The sequence below is a fragment of the Chryseobacterium flavum genome (assembly GCF_003385595.1).
Classification (GTDB): Bacteria; Bacteroidota; Bacteroidia; order Flavobacteriales; family Weeksellaceae; genus Chryseobacterium; species Chryseobacterium flavum.
Genome location: NZ_QNUE01000003.1, coordinates 88,388 through 105,735, shown reverse-complemented (window position 1 = coordinate 105,735; position 17,348 = coordinate 88,388). Strand labels below are relative to the sequence as shown.

Sequence of the window (17,348 nt, the reverse complement as noted above, 5' to 3'; positions counted from 1 at the left end):
TAATGAAAAGCTTTAAAGATGTTTTTGAAAACTATCAATGGGATGAGGTAAAGGATAAACTTGAGAAAGTAAGTTTGTCTGACGTAAGATACAGTCTTCAGAAAAAAAATAAAACGCTTGATGATTTTCTGAATTTCCTTTCGCCAGCCGCCTCTCAGGAACTGGAACTGATGGCAGGAATGACACAGCGGCTCACTCAAAAACGATTTGGAAAAATTATTCAGCTCTATGCTCCGTTGTATCTCAGTAATGAGTGCCAGAATATCTGTACCTACTGTGGGTTCAGTCTTGATAATAACCTGAAAAGAAAAACACTTTCAGATATCGAACTGATGATTGAAGCTTCGGTACTGAAATCAATGGGGGTAAACCATGTATTACTGGTGAGCGGAGAAGCCGGTAAAATAGTGGGAGTGCCTTATTTTCAAAATGCTGTTCGTAGGTTAAAACCTTATTTTTCCAATATTTCAATTGAAGTTCAGCCATTATTGGAAGATGAATACAGGCTGCTTCATGAAGAAGGTGTGCATTCTGTTTTGGTATATCAGGAAACCTATCATCAGGAAGTCTACAGACAATATCATCCGAAAGGTAAAAAATCTAATTTTCATTTCCGGCTGGAGACCCCGGACAGGATAGGAAGAGCGGAAATTCATAAGATTGGATTGGGAGTTCTTTTAGGGCTGGAAGATTGGAGGGTGGATAGCTTTTTCAATGCTTTACACATTGATTATCTTCAGAAGCAGTACTGGAAAAGTAAATTTTCAGTTTCCTTTCCAAGGCTCAGGCCGGCTGAAGGAATTATTGAACCGAACTTTATTATGGAAGACAAAGACCTTCTTCAACTGATCTGTGCCTATAGAATCTGGAATGAAGACCTTGAAATTTCCATTTCTACCAGGGAAAATGAAGTATTCCGGAATAATATAGTGACATTGGGGGCTACAACAATGAGTGCAGGATCAAAAACGAACCCGGGAGGATATTCTGTGGATAAAGATTCATTAGAGCAATTTGAAACCAGTGATGAGCGAAGTATGGAGGAGATAAAAAATATGATTAGAAAAGCTGGATATGATCCTGTAATGAAAGACTGGGATTCTGTTTATAGTGGATTTTAAAGCCATTAACAAGTTTGAAGAGGTAACATTTAATTAAGAGAAATCGGAGATTTAAGATAGTATCTTTTTGAAGCGAAGCTCAGTCCTTAAAAACTTAAAGGATCTAAATGGTTTAATTATAATTATGACAAAAGATAATTTTTCGCGGTACAGCCGGCAGATATTCATTGAAGAAATAGGATTGGAAGGTCAGAAAAAAATAATGGATTCAAAAGTTCTTGTAATTGGAGCAGGAGGTTTGGGAAGTCCGGTTATACAATATCTGGCTGCTGCAGGAGTAGGAACTTTAGGTGTTGTAGATTTTGATGAGGTTGAACTTCATAATTTGAACCGGCAGATCATTCATACCGAAAGCAGAGTGCGCTTATCCAAAGTGAAAAGTGCTGCAACTTTTGTAAAAGAACTTAATCATCAGGTTATATTCAAAGGAATTGAAGAAAAAATCAATGATGAGAATGTTGAAGAAATCCTTTCTCGGTACAATGTTATTATTGATGGTTCAGACAATTTTTCAACAAGATATCTGGTGAATGATACTTGTGTGAATTTAAAAAAGACTTTGGTTTACGGCAGTATTTTAGGGTTCTCAGGACAGGTTGCAGTATTTAACCATTGCGGAAGTAAAAACCTGAGAGATATATTTCCGGAACCTCCTTTTGATGAAAATATTCCGGATTGTGACAGTCTTGGTGTTTTAGGAGCTTTGCCCGGAATCATAGGCAGTATGATGGCTCTGCAGACCTTAAAGATTATTGCCGGACTTCCTGTAAAAGTAAATCAGCTGACCTTAGTAGATACCCTTGCCTGGCATTTCCAAACGATAGATTTTTAGATAATCGGGCAAAAATTGTTACAGAATTATGAGAAGTATTATATAATGAAAAGGCAGTAAAAATGATTACTGCCTCTTTCATTTCTCTTTGGAAAAAAATTATTGTGTCTGCTGCATTACGCTGCTGTTATCCTCTTTTTTAGTTTGGTTTAAGATATTTGGATCTTCTTTTGCCAGTTTATTTTTTGTTGGGATTTTATAGTTGATGGAAATTCCGAAATTTCTAGTATCATACTTGCTGCTGATCATTACCGGCATTCCTGATAGCGGGTTAGAGCGTACCTGCATTACCTGCCCGTTGAAAATATCATTGGCAAAAACAGAAAGTGTCAGACGGTTATTCATAAACTTCTTTGTCAACGTAATGTCAAACGAATTATTGAATGGTTTCTCTGCCGTGAAGTAGAAATATCCCGCCTTTGGGGTCAGATAGCTGTAGTTGGCTGTCAGTTTAATATCTTTCGGCAAAATAATCTGCGTCATGATATTGAAGATCCAGAACCCTTTATTGTTCAGATTGTCAATTTCATGTTTCTGATAACCGGCATACAGGTACATGAAGTTAATTTTATCAGGATTAAAATTAAACTTCATAATCTCACTCATCGGCTTACTGAGAATCATAAAAGGAACCGGTAACCCTACATTAAAGTTATGAATTCTCATATTTGAAATATTCACCTGCTCATTGAAGAGTTTTCTTCCGTCTTTTCGGATGATCTGTGCCACCTGATTGCTTGCCGAGCTTACGCTATACCCAATAAATGCATAATCAAAGGCTGATATTTTTAGTTCATAATTATCAAAAATAGTTGGCTGTAGATTAGGGTTTCCGTTTACTTCCGTACTGGGGCCTGAGAATGTCACATTATTCGGGTTCAGGGCGGAAATGCTTGGCAGGCTGATTTTTTTGTTGTAATTCGCAGCGATATACACCTGGTTCATCAGGTTATACTGTACACTCGCATTCGGGAAAAGCTTAAATTTATTAAAAGGAATTAAACCGGCTTCCACCAGCTTTGCATCCTTATTGAAATATCTTGTTATCCCGGAAATGTCATAATTTTCAGCACGGGCGCCCAATGTAAAATCAAATTTTTTCAGTTTAGCCTGAAATTCCAGATAGGTAGAGGCTGTCTGTCTCTGATACTCCAGATTGGTTAATCCAAAACTTTCTGTATCATAATCCTGTCTTTCATACAATCCCCCAAAGCTCACTTTTCCACCATCAAGAAGCTTAACAGGCTGGGCATAATCTACTTTGAAATTAGCAATATTCATTACCGATTTATTGTTCAAAATGCCTTTTAGTCCGCTTGTAGCACTATTTATAGGAAGGTTTGGAGCTTCCGCAAATGTACCATCCTGAAAGAAATTATCCTGAGAAAATTTACTGTCCGATCTTGTGTAACCGAATTGGAAGTCAAGCTTTTGAGATTTTTCAGCAAAACGTTTCTGATAGGTTACAACTGCTTCCTGTCTCAGGTTATTGGTATGGGCAACATCTGAAGAACTGAAAAAAGCTTCTCTTAAATCCTTTGGGTTATTCTCAAAAGGTAAATCTCCGTGACCGTTACTTAAGGTGTAATTGTCATTATTATTATGATAAATATCGTAGTTTAATAATAGCCTGTCCTGTCCTAAGTCAAAAGTCAGTCCTGATTTTGCAAAATATCCTCGGGAAAAGCGGTCTGTTTTGCTGGTCAGAAGTTCATCCTGCTGGCCGTTCAGCATACTTTCACGATAATTCTGGCCAACGTTCAATTGCCATCCGAAATATTTATTTCTTGCATTTAAATTAACAGAATTGGTGGTTCTGCTTCTGAATTTGTCATAATTTGTAAAGGAATAATTTCCCGAATAAGTAGCTGTTAAATATTTATTAGCATTTTTATTGGTAATGATATTCATGATTGCACCACCGGATGTTGCAGGAAATTCTGCACCGGGCTGGGTGATTACTTCTATTCTGTCCACAGAATTGGCAGGCATTCCCTCAAGAAAAGAGTTCAGCTCATTTGATGTAATATTCAGGGGTCTACCATTAAGGTACACTTCAAGCATTTTTCCCTGATACATCATCCCTGCGATATCAGTTGATACCAGTCCGGGGAGTTTTTTTATTCCTTCAAGAACATTACCGTTATTCAGCTGAGGTTGTTCAGAAAAATCAAAAATAGTACGGTCTGCCTTTTGCTCAACGGCTTTTTTAGTTTTGGTGATAACTACTCCTTCAAGCTGCTTTTCCTGAGGCTTGTTATTTTTTTCCTGTGAAAAAACAAAAACAGAGCTTAATAAGGATAAAGCGAAAATCGTTTTTTTCATAATGTTTTTACTACTATTCCGTTAGACGCAGAAAAAGATAATTTGTTACGGTAATTTTTTGAAAATCGAAAATTTAGGCTAAATGTTTTTTTATTTCCGAAATAATTATATCTTTGCCAGGTAATTATCAAGAATCTCTAGATGGGATAGCAACCTGCAAAAACAAGCAAGGTGCTGCAATCGATAAGCCGGATCTTCCGGAAAAAATGTTTATCATTCTATCATTACTCCCATCTTGAATTTTTGTTTTAAAGTTAAAATCAATGTTTAAAGACAAGGGAAATCACCCAACATCGGTAATTTTTTATTCTTCAGATCATGAAGTGAATCTTCATTACTCTGATATGTTCTCATGCCATTTCTACATGCGCATGTGTTGTTGTTTCTAGCCTTTTCTATTTCTAAAAGATAATACAAACATTTTGAATTCTATGGTAACCTTACAATTTAGGGTTACAGGATTTGTATTGCTTAAAAAACAATTTTATAAACAAAAAGTACACAACAAACATGCATAATTTCAAAAAAAGAATCTTTGTTCCTTCTATTGCGCTTATCTCCACATTTTACTATGCACAGACGGACACCTTACAATCTAAGAAAATAGATGATGTGGTCATCCTTGGATCAAGAGGCTCCGGTAGATCGCTTACGGATACTCCTGTACCCGTAGATATCATTAATATATCGAAAATTTTAAAACAAAGTCCGTCTAACAGTATAAGTCAGGCTTTAAATTATATTGTACCCTCATTCTCATCCACCTCTCACACGGTTAATGACGGAACTGATTTTGTAGATCCCGCGCTCTTGAGGGGATTAGGACCGGATCAGGTTTTGGTTCTGGTAAACGGAAAAAGAAGATATCAGTCTTCACTTATTAATGTTACCCTTACTCCGGGAAGAGGTTCTGTGGGAACCGACCTTAATGCTATTCCTGCCTTTGCATTGGAAAAAATAGAGGTTTTAAGGGACGGAGCTGCTGCTCAGTATGGTTCTGATGCAATTGCAGGAGTAATAAACCTTGGGCTGAAAAAAAGATTGGGGCTTTCCGGACAGGTATTTTTAGGAGGATATGCTTCTCCTGTCACCAATAATTTCTCCGGCGGAGTAGATGGGCAGACCATTTCCGTAGATCTTAATTATGGAGCCAAAATAGGCAAAACCGGTTTTTTTAATGTGACAGGTTCTGCACAATATCGTGATCCTTATTCCAGAGCCGGAGTGAGGGAAGGGGATATTTTCAATGCTTATAATGCAATTAATTACAGAGCATTACAGGATGGAGTTAATATTGATAGACTCTATAAAAATATTACCAATACTCCCAATACTCAGCAGATTATCAGCACGATTAAACAGTATGCAGCCAAGGTAGATTATTTTGGGAACGATTTTCAGTCCCAGATCTCAGGGGCAACCAGTATTTCTGATCTTCAGAATATATTGGGCAGAGATTTTACCTCTCAGGAACTTAATTACAGAGGATTGAGAGGAAAGATTTCAGTCTGAGAGCCGGGCAATCTAAACTGCAGTCAGGCCAACTCTTTTTCAATTCTGAAATTCCTGTTAATGATGAATGGAAAGTTTATTCATTCGGAGGTTACAGCTACCGTCTTGGGAATGCCGGAGGATTTTACAGGCTTCCAAACAATGAAAGAAACATCAGTGCGGTTACACCCAATGGGTATCTCCCCCAGATTGAAGCAACTGTGAATGATTATTCCCTTGCTGCCGGAATCAAAGGAAAATGGGATGGCTGGAATATCGATTTCAGTAATACATTTGGGAAAAACGTCTTTGGTTTTGGCGTTGTAAATACTTTTAATGCTTCGCTTACAGATGGTTCTCCAAGGACTTTTGATGCCGGAGGATCTGAATTCTCACAAAATACCGTCAACCTGGATTTCTCCAAAAAATATGATATCCTGAAAGGGTTGAACATTGCATTTGGTGGTGAATACCGACACGAAAATTATAAAGTAAATGCCGGAAAAGAAAACTCTTATGCATCTTACGATATCTATGGCCGTGTAGTAACAGCTAAAACCCCTGAAAATGAAAAAGTAACCGACTTTTTCGGAAATGTAAGACCTGCAGGAGCTCAGGTTTTTCCAGGCTTCAGTCCGGAAAATGCAGTTTCCGGAAACAGAAACAGTATTGCGGCTTACTTTGATACAGAACTGGAAATTACTGACAGATGGCTGTTGGAAGGTGCTTTACGATATGAGAATTATTCAGACTTTGGATCTACATTTAATTATAAGATAGCAACCAATGTAAAACTCGCTTCTAATCTCAACTGGAGAGGAGCTGTTTCCACAGGTTTCAGAGCTCCTTCATTGGCACAAATCTATTACAGCTCTACTTCTACGCTGATTCAGCAAGGGAAAACAACACAGGTAGGAACTTTCAGAAATAATTCTGAGGCTGCACAGGCATTAGGGATTCCAAAATTGAAACAGGAAACTTCACGATCCTACAGCACAGGAGATTCCGGCATTAAATCTGACTTTTACAGCGGATGCTTACTTAATAAAGATTAAAGACAGGGTAGTACTGACTGATCTTTTCTACCGCCCTGATGGTAGTTTTACTCCGGGCTCAGATCAGGCTGTTCTACAGGATGCCTTTGATCTGGCAAGAGCAAGCGCGGCCAACTTTTTTGCCAATGCTGTAGACTCTCAGACAAAAGGTCTGGATATTACCATCTCCCAGAACTCGAAAATTTCATCGGGGGTTACTTTGGAGAATAATCTGGGAATAAACTTTAATCAAACCAAAAGAATCGGGGATATCCATGCATCTCCGAAATTGGTTAGCCAGATCAATAATTATTTTTCAGAACCTAACAGAGTGTATTTTGAAGAAGCTGTACCCCGTGTAAAAGCTGCATTGGCCAACACAGTAAAGACTTCTGGCTTTACTTTCGTACTGCGTAATTCTTTCTTTGGTAAAGTGGCCGATGCAGATGTCGTAGATGCCAATTTTGATGGAGTAACAGGAAGTGCGGAACATTTTGTCCTTAACAGCCGTTTGGTAACAGATCTATCTGTAGGTTATAGTTTTAATAAAAATATTTCGGCAACAATAGGAAGTAATAATATCCTAAATATACAGCCTTCTAAAAGTCCCGATATAAGTTCTCTAACAGCTGATAACCAGTTTGTTTATTCAAGGCAGGTTTCCCAGTATGGTATCGGCGGGCGGTTCTTATTTGCAAGAATTGAATTCAGTTTCTAATATAGAACTTAGAGGTTTAATAAAAAGGACAGAGATTCGGTCTCTGTCTTTTTTATATTCAGCCTGAACATAAGGAGTAAGTTCTTATAGCCCCGGCCAATCATTGTATTTATTTCAGTGAAGAAAATTCAGTAAAATTATATTCTGCGGAAGAGGTAAAAAGCTGCCGTAATACTGCGGCATGGCCATTTCCGGCAATCACAAGAATTCTGTCTTCACTGTTGTGAGGAATGTTTTGAATATTACGGAACATCCTCAGGTTTCTGCTGTACCAATAAAGTGCAAGCATATCTGCACCGTCGTATTCTCTCAGTTTGAAATCGCCGCTAAGATAAGCTCCGTACCCGTATTGATGGCTTTCTTTGGAATTCATATAAGTAAAAGTATCTAAAAGAGATTTAAAATTTTTAGGCTCAGAACTCTTGTAGAAGGCAGTAAACTGTTGAGAGATCGGGTCATCACTTCTGAAATCATAATCCTTGCTGAGTTTTTTAAAAAACGCAGAATCAGTTTTTCCAAAATGTTTTTCAAGATCGTCCAGAACAGATTCTGCGTCAATGCTGAACAATTCGTTTATTTTAAGCTCACTGGCTATTCTCATAGCAAGCTGATAACGCTCATCTCTTTTGTCACGGTGCATACCTTTGTTATATTCCTTCAGCTTTTGATTGGCATTCCAGCTTGGCCAGGCTTCAATTGCGATTTTTGTCGGTTTAAATCTTTTTATATATTCTACAAGTTCGGTGACTTCTTTTGCAGTTTTAGGAGAAAGTACATCTATCTGATCTTCTTTATTGGTTTTATGAGCATCAAGATTCGGATAATCAAAATGAAATGAACCGACAACCAAAACTTTCGTCTTTGACTTTGAAAAATAATCTGAAAATTTTTTTTGAGCGAATACTGATGTAGAAAGGCATACAAGAAAAATATAAATAAAAGTTTTCATGAGTTTGTTTTTTAAATTACTATTAAATTATTGTGCACGGTTTTTCTCTTCGAAATTCACCGCTCTGTTATTCGATTTTCTGGTTATATTTTCCGAACGAAGGTTTCGGAGGTAGTTGATCAGCTCAGATCCGGAAAGATTCAGCATACGGCCATTGACCATCACAGAAACACCATTTTTTCCGGCAATGGAAAGCAGTCCTTTATTTTCATCCACCTGTAATAAAGGTGTACCAACCAAAACTTCAGTTCCCGAACTTCCCTGTGAAAGCATAGAATTCTGGACATTATAAACAAGACGGTCCACTTTACGTTCTACCAGAACCTTTTTACCGTTCACCATAACCGCTTCTATTTTGTTGACATTAGCGGTGTCTTTGGTTTGGGCTGCTGAAAAAGAACAAATCAGGGTAGCTATAAATAAAATGCGTTTTTCCATATTATAAATGACAGATTGAATGGTATTTATATTACATTTCTTTGACAAAAGTACCGGAAGAGGTTCTATGAGAAAACAGCATTTAGATGAAGAACACAATTATTCATGTCAAAAAAGTTTCGTCGGGAAAAAACAGGTTTTTGTCGAAAACAATTGATGAATTTTCCCTTTAGAAATTTATATTTGAATATGAATAAAAAGCAAATTATCTGGCTTCAAATTATTTACTGAGGGTTCAATTTTATAGGAACTGTCATTACACCTAACTTTTTTGTTCCGGATACTAATCGTCGGGAAGTACACATTCTGAGGGTTACATTTTTCATTGTGAAAATTGCCACATTTTATATATCCTATTTCTTTATTTTCCCAAAAGTTTTTAAACTTGAGAAACTGTATTCTGCTGTTTTTGTTTTTATACTGACACTGCTGTGTTTTGCCGGTATGAGATATGCTCTGGAAGAATTGATACTGCCTTCTACTCTTGGCTTTCGCAATTATGATGAAAGTACGGGGCTTCTCTACTATCTTTTTGATAATATATATAATAGCTCGCTGACTACTTTCATTGCCGGTATTCTATGGATACTGGAGAAATATGGAGTGGCTGAAAATGATAAAAAGCAGCTTCTGATCGAAAAGAAACAGGCAGAACTCCAGGCACTGAAAACCCAGATCAATCCACATTTTATTTTTAATTCATTAAATAATATCTACTCGCTTGTCTACCAGAAGTCGGATGAGGCGCTTCCTGCTATTGAAGAGCTTGGGCAGCTGCTGAGGTACAGCACGAAAGATCTTGAAAAAGATTCCATTTCGCTCGATAAGGAAATCGGATATATTGATAGTCTTATTGCACTGGAGAAACTCAGGATCAGAAATCCCGAACTGTTAATCGTAGAGAAAAATATTCAGCATCCTCACCTGAAAATTTCTCCGATGCTGTTGGTTCCTTTTGTGGAAAATGCTTTTAAGCATGGTGATTTCCGGGATAAATGTTTTGAAATGAAAATCTCAGATCCTGATGAGGTCTTGCATTTTTATCTTTTTAATTATAAAACCCGGAAAATGAAAGATGTTGTTTCCGGAATCGGAATTCAGAATGTGAAAAAAAGGCTGGAAATATTGTACCCCAAACATCAGCTTGAGATTAAAGATTCGGAAACGGAATTTGTTGTAGATTTAAAAATTGATTTAAAGAATGAATAAGATAAAGTGCATTATCGTTGATGATGAGCCCCTGCAATTTCCCTTCTGGAACATTATGCAGAAAAAATTCCTTTCCTGGAACTGGTTTTCTCTACAGAGAATCCGATTCAGGCTTTGGAATATCTGCAGAAAAATGATTCTGATCTTATCTTTCTGGATATCCAGATGCCGGAACTTACAGGGATCAATTTTATGAAGATTGTAGGTGCTGATCAAAAATATATTTTAACAACAGCCTATTCTGAATATGCATTGGAAGGTTATGAGCATAACGTTGTTGATTATCTTCTGAAGCCTGTTTCTTTTGAAAGATTTCAAAAAAGTGTTTTAAAGGCTCAGGAACGGTTTTCTTTTCCACAGGAAGAAAATACCCATTTCTTTGTGAAGTCTTCGGGACAAAAACATCGCATAGGCTTTCATGAGATTCTTTACGTTGAAAGTATAAAGGACTATGTCAATATCCGGACGGAAAATGATGAGTTTATTGTTCTGGATACTCTTAAATCAATGGAAAACCAACTTCCTGAAAGATTTGTAAGAATTCATAAATCTTTTATTGTCAATCTGGATAAAGTGAAAAGTATCGGGGCTAAAAAAGTGATTCTTCCTGATTATGAGATTCCTATTGGAGAAAGCTATAGAGCAGGTCTTCTTGATAGAATATCATAATATTCATATGAGAGCTAAACCTTACAGGTTTCTAAAACCTGTAAGGTTTGGAATATTCACCAAAGTTCAGCAAAGGAAATTTTTAAGGCATTTGAAATAAAAAAAGACGACTTCTATTGAAGCCGCCTTTTATATTAATCGATCTAACAATTAATCTTATTTTTCCTGTTGTTTAATCAGATTAAGTGCAGAACCAGCCTTAAACCAATCAATTTGCTGATCGTTATAAGTATGGTTTGCCATGATAATATCCTTTGTTCCGTCAGTGTGGATAAACTCTAAAGTCAGCTGTTTTCCCGGAGCAAACTGATCAAGATCTAAGAAGTTAACAATGTCGTCTTCCTGGATTTTGTCATAATCTGCCTCATTAGCAAAAGTGATTCCAAGCATCCCTTGTTTCTTAAGGTTGGTTTCATGGATTCTAGCGAATGATTTTACCAATACAGCTTTCACTCCCAGGTGTCTGGGTTCCATTGCAGCGTGCTCTCTTGAAGAACCTTCACCATAGTTCTGGTCTCCTACAACGATTGTTGGGATGCCTGCTGCTTTGTAAGCTCTTTGTACAGCCGGAACTTCACCATATTCACCCGTTAATTCATTTTTAACTTTATTGGTTTCCATGTTGTAGGCATTTACAGCTCCGATCAACATGTTGTTTGAAATATTGTCTAAGTGACCTCTGTACTTCAGCCATGGTCCAGCCATGGAAATATGGTCGGTAGTACATTTTCCGAAAGCTTTGATCAATACTCTTGCTCCTGTAATGTTTTTACCGTCCCATGCCGGAAATTCTTCCAATAACTGAAGTCTGTCTGAAGTTGGGCTTACATTCACAACAACTTTAGAACCGTCCTCTGATGGAGCCTGGTATCCGTTGTCGTCTACTGCAAATCCTTTTGAAGGAAGTTCGTATCCTTTAGGTTCATCAAGTTTTACCTGCTCACCGGCTTCGTTAGTCAAAGTATCTGTAATTGGATTGAAGTCAAGTCTACCTGAAATTGCAACAGCAGCCACCATTTCCGGAGAAGCTACAAATGCATGGGTATTCGGGTTACCATCAGCTCTTTTCGCAAAGTTTCTGTTGAAAGAGTGAATAATAGAGTTTTTCTCTCCTTTTTCTGCACCTTCTCTATCCCATTGTCCGATACATGGCCCACAAGCATTGGTAAAGATTCTTGCATTTTCAAATTTTCTGAAAGAATCAAGGAAACCGTCTCTTTCTGCAGTGAATTTCACCTGCTCAGAACCTGGGTTGATCCCTAAGATAGCTTTAGGCTTAACTCCTTTTGATACTGCATCCTCTACAATTGAAGCAGCTCTTGATAAATCTTCATAAGAAGAGTTGGTACAAGAACCAATAAGAGCCCATTCAACTTCCAGAGGCCATCCGTTAGCTTCAGCTTTAGCTCTGAATTCAGCAACCGGAGTTGCCAGGTCCGGAGTGAAAGGTCCGTTTAAATGTGGAGTCAGTTCAGAAAGGTTGATTTCTATTAATTGGTCGAAATATTGTTCAGGATTTGCATATACTTCAGCATCACCTGTTAAATGTTCAGCGATTTTATCTGCTGCATCTACTACATCCTGTCTTCCGGTAGCCGCAAGATATCTTCTCATAGAATCATCATATCCGAAAGTAGAAGTTGTAGCTCCGATTTCAGCACCCATATTGCAGATTGTTCCTTTACCGGTTGCAGAAAGAGATTCAGCACCTTCACCGAAATATTCTACGATACATCCTGTTCCTCCTTTTACCGTAAGGATTCCTGCAACTTTTAAGATGACATCTTTGGCAGAGGTCCATCCGTTCATTTTACCGGTTAATTTTACCCCGATAAGTTTAGGCATTTTAAGCTCCCAAGGCATTCCGGCCATTACATCTACTGCGTCAGCGCCTCCAACACCAATAGCCACCATTCCTAATCCTCCTGCATTTACCGTATGGGAATCGGTACCAATCATCATACCTCCCGGGAAAGCATAATTTTCCAATACAACCTGGTGGATGATCCCAGCCCCGGGTTTCCAGAATCCGATTCCGTATTTATCACATACAGAACTTAAAAAATTGAATACCTCAGAGTTTTTGTTGATACCTTCCTGTAAATCTTTATCAGCGCCTACTTTAGCCTGGATCAGGTGATCCGCATGCGCCGTTGAAGGAACAGCTACTTTAGCTTTTCCAGCCTGCATAAATTGCAAAAGCGCCATTTGTGCTGTTGCATCCTGCATTGCTACTCTGTCCGGTGCAAAATCTACATAAGAGTTTCCTCTTTCATGTGCCTGTGTAGCATTTCCTTCCCAAAGGTGGGTATAAAGGATTTTTTCTGAAAGGGTAAGAGGTTTTCCCACGATCTGTCTTGCCGCAGCAATCCTTTCGGGATAACGCTCATACACTTTTTTAATCATATCAATATCAAAAGTCATATCTCTTAAAATTAATGTTTATACATTTATGTTTAATGGCAGCTGAATTATATTAATGACCAACCTGAACCAGCTCTTTGATAGGTGGTGCAAATTTAGTCAGATCAATACCTTCAACGGCTGCTTTATATTCATCAATATTGGGAATACGTCCGATAATAGCAGAAAGTACTACTACCGGTGTTGAAGCCAGTAAAGATTCTCCTTTCTTACGTTCAGAATCTTCCACAACTCTCCCCTGGAAAAGACGGGTTGAAGTTGCCAATACGGTGTCTCCTTTAGCTGCTTTCTCCTGATTTCCCATACAAAGGTTACATCCGGGACGCTCAAGATACATCACATTTTTATATTCTGTACGTGCTTCTCCTTTTGGAGCATTGTCGTCGAATTCAAATCCGGAATATTTCTCTAATAATTCCCAGTCTCCTTCTGCTTTTAATTCATCAATGATATTATACGTAGGGGCTGCCACTACAAGTGGAGCATTAAATTCTACTTTTCCTTGTTGCTTTTCCAGGTTTCTAAGCATTTGGGAAACGATCTTAAGGTCCCCTTTGTGAACCATACAAGATCCTACGAAACCAAGATCTACTTTTTTCTCACCTCCATAGTAAGAAAGATCTCTGATAGTATCGTGGGTATATCTTTTGGAAACATCTTCATTGTTTACATCCGGGTCAGCAATCATTGGTTCAACGATAGCGTCAAGATCCACAACTACTTCAGCATAATATTTTGCATTTGAATCAGGAGTCAGGGCAGGTTTTTCTCCTGATCTGATCTCTGCAATTCTCTTGTTGGCTTTATCAATTAATCCCTGAAGAACTTTATTGTGGTTATCCATACCCTTATCGATCATGATCTGGATTCTGTTTTTTGCAATTTCCAGTGATTCGATTAGCGTATTATCTTCAGAAATGTTGATAGAAGCTTTTGCCTTCATTTCAGCAGTCCAGTCTGTAAATGTAAATGCCTGGTCAGCAGGAAGTGTTCCGATGTGAACCTCAATGATTCTTCCCTGGAATACATTCTCTCCTCCAAACTGTTTCAGCATCTGGGCTTGTGTTGCATGAACCACATCACGGAAATCCATATGTTCTTTCATGTTTCCTTTGAATGTTACTTTTACCGATTCAGGAATTGGCATAGATGCTTCACCGGTTGCTAATGCAAGTGCAACAGTTCCTGAGTCCGCTCCGAAAGCAACTCCCTTAGACATTCTGGTGTGAGAGTCACCCCCAATAATGATGGCCCACTCATCTACAGTGATGTCATTAAGAACTTTGTGGATAACGTCAGTCATGGCATGGTATTCACCTTTCGGGTCACGGGCTGTAATAAGACCGAACTCGTTCATGAATTTCATCAGCTTTGGAATATTAGCCTGTGCTTTTTTGTCCCAAACAGAAGCGGTGTGACAACCTGACTGGTAAGCTCCATCTACAGTAGGGGAGATTACGGTTGCTGCCATAGATTCAAGCTCCTGAGCAGTCATAAGACCTGTGGTATCCTGTGAGCCTACGATATTCACTTTTACACGAACATCTGAACCTGCGTGTAATACTTTTCCGGGAGTTACTCCAACAGCATTTCTGTTGAAGATCTTTTCTACCGCAGTAAGTCCTTGTCCTTCGTGAGAAATTTCTTTTGAAGGAGCAAAAACAGCAGGTGCTTCAATTCCTAAAAGCTGAGCAGCAAATGTCTGTAGTTTCTTACCGAATACAATGGCATAAGAACCACCCGCTCTGATGAATTCCATCTTCTGCGGTGTGAAAGACTTTGTAAGGTCGATAAGTTCCTTATCTCCGTTATATAATTTTTTTTCTTTTGTATTGATTGTTAAAACAGTTCCTGTTGCTACAGAATAAGCTTCTTCAAGAACGGGCTCACCATTTTCATTAAAGACAGGGTTTCCGTTTTCATCTACTTTCTTTACCCAGTTTTTAAGATCGATCCCAATACCTCCGGTAACGTCTACTGTGGTAAGGAAGATCGGAGAAATACCGTTTGTTCCTCCTACAATTGGAGCTATGTTCACGAATGGTACATAAGGACTGGCTTGTTTTCCTGTCCACAGAGCAACATTATTTACTCCTGACATTCTTGATGAACCTACACCCATTGTACCTTTTTCAGCAATAAGCATAACGCTTGCATCAGGATGTTGTGCCTGTAAAGCTTTAATTTCTTCCTGAGCCTGAGGAGTGATCATGCATTTACCGTGAAGTTCACGGTCAGACCTTGAGTGAGCCTGGTTACCCGGAGAGAGTAAATCTGTGGAGATATCTCCTTCACCGGCGATATAAGTTACTACTTTGATTTCTTCAGCAACTTCAGGAAGTTGGGTGAAGAATTCAGCTTTTGCATAGCTTTCAATGATTTCTTTTGCAATTTCGTTACCGCTGTTAAATGCTTCCTTCAGACGGTTTGTATCTGCTTCATAAAGGAAAACCTGTGTTTTAAGTACATTTGCAGCTTCTTTAGCAATAGCTGCATTATTACCTAAAGCAAGGTCCAGCAGAACTTCAATAGAAGGTCCGCCTTTCATATGAGATAATAGTTCAAAGGCAAATGCCGGGGAAATTTCTTCTACTACCGATTCACCTAAAATAATTTCTTTTAAAAATTTTGCTTTTACTCCCGCTGCACTTGTTGTTCCGGGCAATGTGTTATAAATGAAAAATTTAAGAGAATCCGGTCGGTCAGGATTACCTGAGTCTTTAATTTGTGTAATGATTTCGCTTAGTAATTCAGCACCATCAATTGGCTTTGGATGAAGCCCCTGGGTTTTTCTTTCTTCAATCTCTTTGATGTAATCCTTATAAATACTCATAATAGAAGGTCTTTCAAAATTAAAGGTAGGTCAGCTTTTTCTTTACTGGTGTGTATAAATACAATTAATGACATTTTGAGTTCTCGCATTTTGATGCAACATTAACCGGATAAAGTCAGCATAATCTACACTTTTTCAAAAGTTTTTAAAATTATCAAACAATTCAAAATGTTCCCAAAATTACGAAATTTTACTATTTTATGAGAGTGAAATTATTTAGATTCTTTATAAATATGAATTTTATAATATCTATTTTGGTCGTATTTTTGCAAGCAAATGATGAATATGAGAAATGTACTGAGTGTTTTATTCGTTTTTATCTCGATTTCTGTTTTCTCCCAGGCTAAATCTGTGAAGAAAATTAGCGTGAAGAACGTTTCGAAAACAAATGTAAGAAAGAAGGCTTCAGCGGCTAAGCCGGATCTTGATCTTCCGGTTATTAATAAAGATCTTCCGGTACTTATACCCAAAAAAGAGGGAGATAAATTTGGATATGTAAACCAAAACGGGAAATTCATTATCCATCCGGAGTATCATATTGCCGTATTTTTTTATGAAGATTGTAATCTGCTGAATTCCCCGAATGAAAAAATCAGGAAATTCGGAACCAGTGATTATGCAACCGTTGAAAAAGATATGATTTCCTATCGTATTGATAAATATGGGAAAAGGGTTTATCAGTTTAAAGATTCAGATTTTGGGCAGTGTAAGTTTGAGGAATATAAACAACAGAGGTTTCAGGCTTATATTTTAAATGGGTTTTATGGTATTATTGAAAAAGCAACCTTCGTGAATGCAGCTGATTACAGACAATATCAGATTTATCCTCAATATCAGTATTTATATATCATGGAAGGGGATGATGTTGAAAATCCAATGATTGTAGCCTCTCATAATGATAAATTCGGAGTTATTGACGTGAATAATAAGGTGGTGGTTCCTTTTGAATATTCTAATATAAAGAGGAATTTTAGCTGGAAACTGGGAAAAATGTTTGAAGTTACAAAAGACGGAAAAAATTATTACTATATCGACGCAAACAATAAAACCTATTAGAGAATGTTTTCTGTCTGTATATCCGGAACAGGATTTCAATAATTTTTTTTAATTTTGCAGTTGAAATAAAGGGGTGCTTTAACAGGCTGAGATTATACCCAATGAACCTGGAACAGGTAATGCTGTTTAGGGAATTTTGAAAATGTATCAATGAAATAATCTGACAATATATCGGTTCTCATTGCTATACTGTTAACGAATCAAAATTGTTACATATTTAATCTGCCCCTTTTATTCATTAAATGCTAA

13 protein-coding genes and 1 riboswitch are annotated in these 17,348 nt (G+C 37.7%); of the genes, 8 read left to right on the top strand and 5 right to left on the bottom strand.

Going from position 1 to position 17,348, the window contains the following annotated elements; genetic code table 11:
• The first annotated feature begins 2 nt into the window (after positions 1–2).
• Entirely contained in the window at positions 3–1,121 is a 1,119-nt protein-coding gene (gene thiH / locus DRF59_RS04370) for a 2-iminoacetate synthase ThiH (protein WP_115957184.1), read from the top strand.
• Positions 1,122–1,245: 124 nt separating this feature from the next.
• Entirely contained in the window at positions 1,246–1,953 is a 708-nt protein-coding gene (locus DRF59_RS04365; protein ID WP_167456644.1) for a HesA/MoeB/ThiF family protein, read from the top strand.
• A gap of 99 nt (positions 1,954–2,052) precedes the next feature.
• Here the strand turns inward: DRF59_RS04365 and DRF59_RS04360 are convergent, their stop codons facing one another.
• On the bottom strand, positions 2,053–4,278 hold the full coding sequence (locus tag DRF59_RS04360; protein ID WP_115957182.1) for an outer membrane beta-barrel family protein: 2,226 nt from the start codon (positions 4,276–4,278) through the stop codon (positions 2,053–2,055).
• A 119-nt stretch (positions 4,279–4,397) separates the two neighbouring features.
• Positions 4,398–4,495, top strand: a riboswitch (SAM-I-IV-variant riboswitch).
• Positions 4,496–4,788: 293 nt separating this feature from the next.
• Between DRF59_RS04360 and DRF59_RS21080 the strand changes: the two genes are divergently transcribed.
• The 3 genes from DRF59_RS21080 to DRF59_RS21170 all read left to right on the top strand — a co-directional run bounded on the left by DRF59_RS21080 (position 4,789) and on the right by DRF59_RS21170 (position 7,521).
• A complete protein-coding gene (locus DRF59_RS21080) occupies positions 4,789–5,790 on the top strand; it encodes a TonB-dependent receptor plug domain-containing protein (protein ID WP_241505478.1) in 1,002 nt (333 codons plus the stop codon).
• Positions 5,791–5,990: 200 nt separating this feature from the next.
• Positions 5,991–6,824, top strand: a complete 834-nt coding sequence (locus DRF59_RS21175) for a TonB-dependent receptor domain-containing protein (RefSeq protein ID WP_262510601.1) — start codon at positions 5,991–5,993, stop codon at positions 6,822–6,824.
• Between the two features lie 199 nt (positions 6,825–7,023).
• A complete protein-coding gene (locus tag DRF59_RS21170; protein ID WP_323755040.1) occupies positions 7,024–7,521 on the top strand; it encodes a hypothetical protein in 498 nt (165 codons plus the stop codon).
• Between the two features lie 109 nt (positions 7,522–7,630).
• On the opposite strand, the gene DRF59_RS04350 is transcribed toward DRF59_RS21170, so the two are convergent.
• Positions 7,631–8,470: a DUF5694 domain-containing protein gene (locus DRF59_RS04350; protein ID WP_115957180.1), complete on the bottom strand. Its 840-nt coding sequence runs from the start codon at positions 8,468–8,470 to the stop codon at positions 7,631–7,633.
• A 27-nt stretch (positions 8,471–8,497) separates the two neighbouring features.
• A complete protein-coding gene (locus DRF59_RS04345) occupies positions 8,498–8,908 on the bottom strand; it encodes a hypothetical protein (RefSeq protein ID WP_241505477.1) in 411 nt (136 codons plus the stop codon).
• Between the two features lie 327 nt (positions 8,909–9,235).
• Between DRF59_RS04345 and DRF59_RS04340 the strand changes: the two genes are divergently transcribed.
• Both DRF59_RS04340 and DRF59_RS04335 read left to right on the top strand, forming a co-directional pair.
• The gene (locus tag DRF59_RS04340) at positions 9,236–10,117 is read left to right on the top strand and encodes a sensor histidine kinase (RefSeq protein ID WP_241505476.1); all 882 of its coding nucleotides are present in this window, start codon (positions 9,236–9,238) and stop codon (positions 10,115–10,117) included.
• Between the two features lie 114 nt (positions 10,118–10,231).
• Positions 10,232–10,786: a LytR/AlgR family response regulator transcription factor gene (locus DRF59_RS04335; RefSeq protein ID WP_241505475.1), complete on the top strand. Its 555-nt coding sequence runs from the start codon at positions 10,232–10,234 to the stop codon at positions 10,784–10,786.
• Positions 10,787–10,942: 156 nt separating this feature from the next.
• Here DRF59_RS04335 and DRF59_RS04330 read toward each other — a convergent pair whose 3' ends face one another.
• Together DRF59_RS04330 and DRF59_RS04325 are read right to left on the bottom strand one after the other, a co-directional pair.
• Positions 10,943–13,210: an aconitate hydratase gene (locus DRF59_RS04330; RefSeq protein ID WP_002983822.1), complete on the bottom strand. Its 2,268-nt coding sequence runs from the start codon at positions 13,208–13,210 to the stop codon at positions 10,943–10,945.
• Between the two features lie 52 nt (positions 13,211–13,262).
• Positions 13,263–16,043, bottom strand: coding sequence for a bifunctional aconitate hydratase 2/2-methylisocitrate dehydratase (locus DRF59_RS04325; protein ID WP_115957178.1), 2,781 nt, complete (start codon positions 16,041–16,043; stop codon positions 13,263–13,265).
• A gap of 285 nt (positions 16,044–16,328) precedes the next feature.
• Between DRF59_RS04325 and DRF59_RS04320 the strand changes: the two genes are divergently transcribed.
• Positions 16,329–17,099 carry a WG repeat-containing protein gene (locus DRF59_RS04320; RefSeq protein ID WP_241505474.1) on the top strand — a complete coding sequence of 257 codons (771 nt, stop codon included), beginning with the start codon at positions 16,329–16,331 and terminating at the stop codon, positions 17,097–17,099.
• Positions 17,100–17,348 lie beyond the last annotated feature (249 nt).